This is a genomic window from Dietzia maris (assembly GCF_014144855.1).
Classification (GTDB): domain Bacteria; phylum Actinomycetota; class Actinomycetes; order Mycobacteriales; family Mycobacteriaceae; genus Dietzia; species Dietzia kunjamensis.
In genome coordinates this window covers 1-2,791 of sequence record NZ_JAALDN010000515.1, presented here as the reverse complement: position 1 = coordinate 2,791, position 2,791 = coordinate 1, and the positions used below count along the sequence as shown (strand labels likewise).

The 2,791-nt window shown below is 71.7% G+C and carries 2 protein-coding genes; one reads left to right on the top strand and one right to left on the bottom strand.

The genetic code is table 11. The features are described 5' to 3' along the window. On the bottom strand, positions 1-956 hold a 956-nt coding region (locus tag G6024_RS15460; protein WP_159149111.1), incomplete at its 3' end, for a glycerol-3-phosphate dehydrogenase/oxidase. A 101-nt stretch (positions 957-1,057) separates the two neighbouring features. Between G6024_RS15460 and glpK the strand changes: the two genes are divergently transcribed. Further along, positions 1,058-2,617, top strand: a complete 1,560-nt coding sequence (gene glpK / locus G6024_RS15455) for a glycerol kinase GlpK (RefSeq protein ID WP_159149110.1) — start codon at positions 1,058-1,060, stop codon at positions 2,615-2,617. The last annotated feature ends 174 nt before the right edge of the window (positions 2,618-2,791 follow it).

The following is a 2,791-nucleotide window of genomic DNA, read 5'->3' as shown; positions in this document are numbered from 1 at the left end:
TAGTCGATGTCCGCGCCGGTGGCCGCCGGGTGGGCCAGGTCGAGCTGCCAGTCGGTGTCGGTGGTGCCGATGATCCAGTACTCGCCCCACGGGATGACGAACAGCACGGATTTCTCGGTGCGCAGGATGAGCGCGGCCTCGGAGTCCACCTTGTCGCGGTCCACCACGATGTGCACGCCCTTGGACGCCCGCACGGTGAAGCCGCCCTCCTCGCCGAGCATCTTCTGCAGCTGGTCGGTCCACACGCCGGCGGCGTTGAGCACGGCCCTGGCCCGGACGTCGGTCTCGCGACCGGTCTCGGCGTCACGCACCCGCACACCGGTGACCCGGTCGCCGTCCCGCAGGTAGCCGATCACCTGGGTGGAGTTGGCCACGACCGCCCCGTGGTGAGCGGCGGTGCGCGCCAGGGTGAGGGTGTGGCGGGCGTCGTCGACGAGGGTGTCCCAGTACCGGATACCGCCCACGATGGCGTCCTCGCGCAGTCCCGGGGCCACCCGGCTCGCTCCCGCGCGGCTGTAGTGCTTCTGCGGCGGGACGCTCTTGGAGCCGCCCATCACGTCGTAGAGCACGAATCCCGCGGCCATATAGGGGCGTTCCCAGAACCGACGGGTGAGCGGGAAGAGGAACTTCAGCGGCGTGACCAGGTGCGGGGCCAGGCGCGTCATGCTGAGTTCGCGCTCGTGGAGGGCTTCGGCCACCAGGCCGAAATCGAGCTGCTCGAGGTAGCGCAACCCGCCGTGGAACATCTTCGAACTGCGGGAGGACGTGCCGGCGGCGAAGTCGCGGGCCTCGACGAGCGCCACGTTCAGCCCCCTGGTGGCCGCGTCGAGCGCGCTGCCGGTGCCCACCACACCGCCGCCCACGATCACGATGTCGAAGGTGTCCTCCGACAGTCTGCGCCAGGCCTCGGCGCGGCGGTCGGGGCCGAGGACGGATCGGGACCTGGTCGTGGGCATGGGCGCTCCCTCCGGGGCCGTGCGCGGGTTCCGGCCCGTCGCCGACGACTCTACGCGCGAGGCGGACGTGTCCACGCGAACGCGGACGTAGTCTTGGCCGTGTGACTCGCAGCTCCTACATCCTCGCGATCGACCAGGGCACCACCTCGACACGGGCGATCCTCTTCGACGACCGGGGCATGCCGGTGCCCGCGGCGACTGCGCAGGTCGAGCACCGGCAGATCCTGCCGAGGGCAGGCTGGGTCGAGCACGACCCGCTGGAGATCTGGCAGAACGTCCGCGCCGCCATGGCCCAGGTCGCGAGCAGCGTGGACCTCGAACCGGCGGCGGTGACCGCCATCGGCATCACCAACCAGCGCGAGACGGTGGTGGTGTGGGACCGGGAGACCGGCGATCCGGTCTACAACGCGATCGTGTGGCAGGACACCCGCACCTCCGGCATCTGCGCACGGCTGTCCGAGGCCCACCCGGACGGCGACGACCGGTTCCGCGCCGCCACCGGCCTGCCCCTGTCGACGTACTTCGCCGGCCCCAAGATCCGGTGGATCCTCGAGTACCTGGACGAGCGGGGCGAACGCGGGACCGAGAGGGCCGAGGCCGCGGAACTGCTGGCGGGGACCATCGACTCGTGGTTGGTGTGGAACCTCACGGGTGGGCGCCGGGGTGGCGACGACGGCGAGGCGGCACTCCACGTCACGGATGTCACCAACGCGTCGCGGACCCTGCTCATGGATCTGCGGTCCCTGGAGTGGGGTGACGAGCTGTGCCGTGAGGTCGGCGTCCCGCGGGCGATGCTGCCGCGGATCGTCCCCTCCTCCGGGGTGCTGGGGCACGTGACGACGCGGCGGATGTTCGGCGGCACGCCCATCGCCGGGATCCTCGGCGACCAGCAGGCCGCGATGTTCGGGCAGACCTGCTTCGAGCCGGGCGAGGCCAAGAACACCTACGGCACGGGCGCGTTCCTGCTGCTCAATACGGGCACGACGCCGCAGTTCAGCGAGAACGGACTGCTCACCACCGTCTGCTACCAGCTGGGGGACGCCGATCCCGTGTACGCCCTCGAGGGGTCCGTCGCTGTGGCCGGGTCACTGGTGCAGTGGCTGCGCGACAACCTCGGGGTGATCTCCACCGCCGACGAGACCGAGGACCTCGCGATGTCAGTGGAGGACAACGGCGACTGCTACCTCGTGCCGGCGTTCTCCGGGCTGCTCGCCCCGCGCTGGCGGCCGGACGCCCGCGGCGTGATGGTGGGCCTGACCCGCTTCCACACCCGGGCGCACCTGGCGCGGGCCGCGCTCGAGGCCACGGCCTTCCAGAGCCGTGAGATGGCCGCGGCGATGGTCGCCGACGCCGGGGAGTCCGCCGATTCGCTGCGGGTGGACGGTGGGATGGTGGTCAACGACTTCCTCATGCAGTTCCAGGCCGACATCCTCGGGGTGGACGTGATCCGGCCGGAGGTCACCGAGACCACCGCACTGGGTGCCGCGTTCGCCGCCGGGCTGGCGGTGGGTCAGTGGGACTCCCCCGACCGGCTCCGTGAACTGTGGCGGGAGGACTGCCGTTGGACGCCGCAGATGCCCGAGGAGGAACGTCAGCGGTTGATCCGCCGGTGGGACGACGCGGTCGAGCGGACGCTGGGCTGGGCGGGCGTCGAGGGCTGACCCGGCGGCGACCGGTGCGATGGGCGCGCTCGGTCGGCGGGTGCGGTCGGCGGATGCGGTCGACGGGGTGCGGTCGACGGGGTGTCAGACGGCGTGGAAGACCGCCGGCCGCAGCGGACGCACGGCCAGTCGGGAGCCCGTCCCGACGCGCTGACCCGTGGGTACCGGCACGGC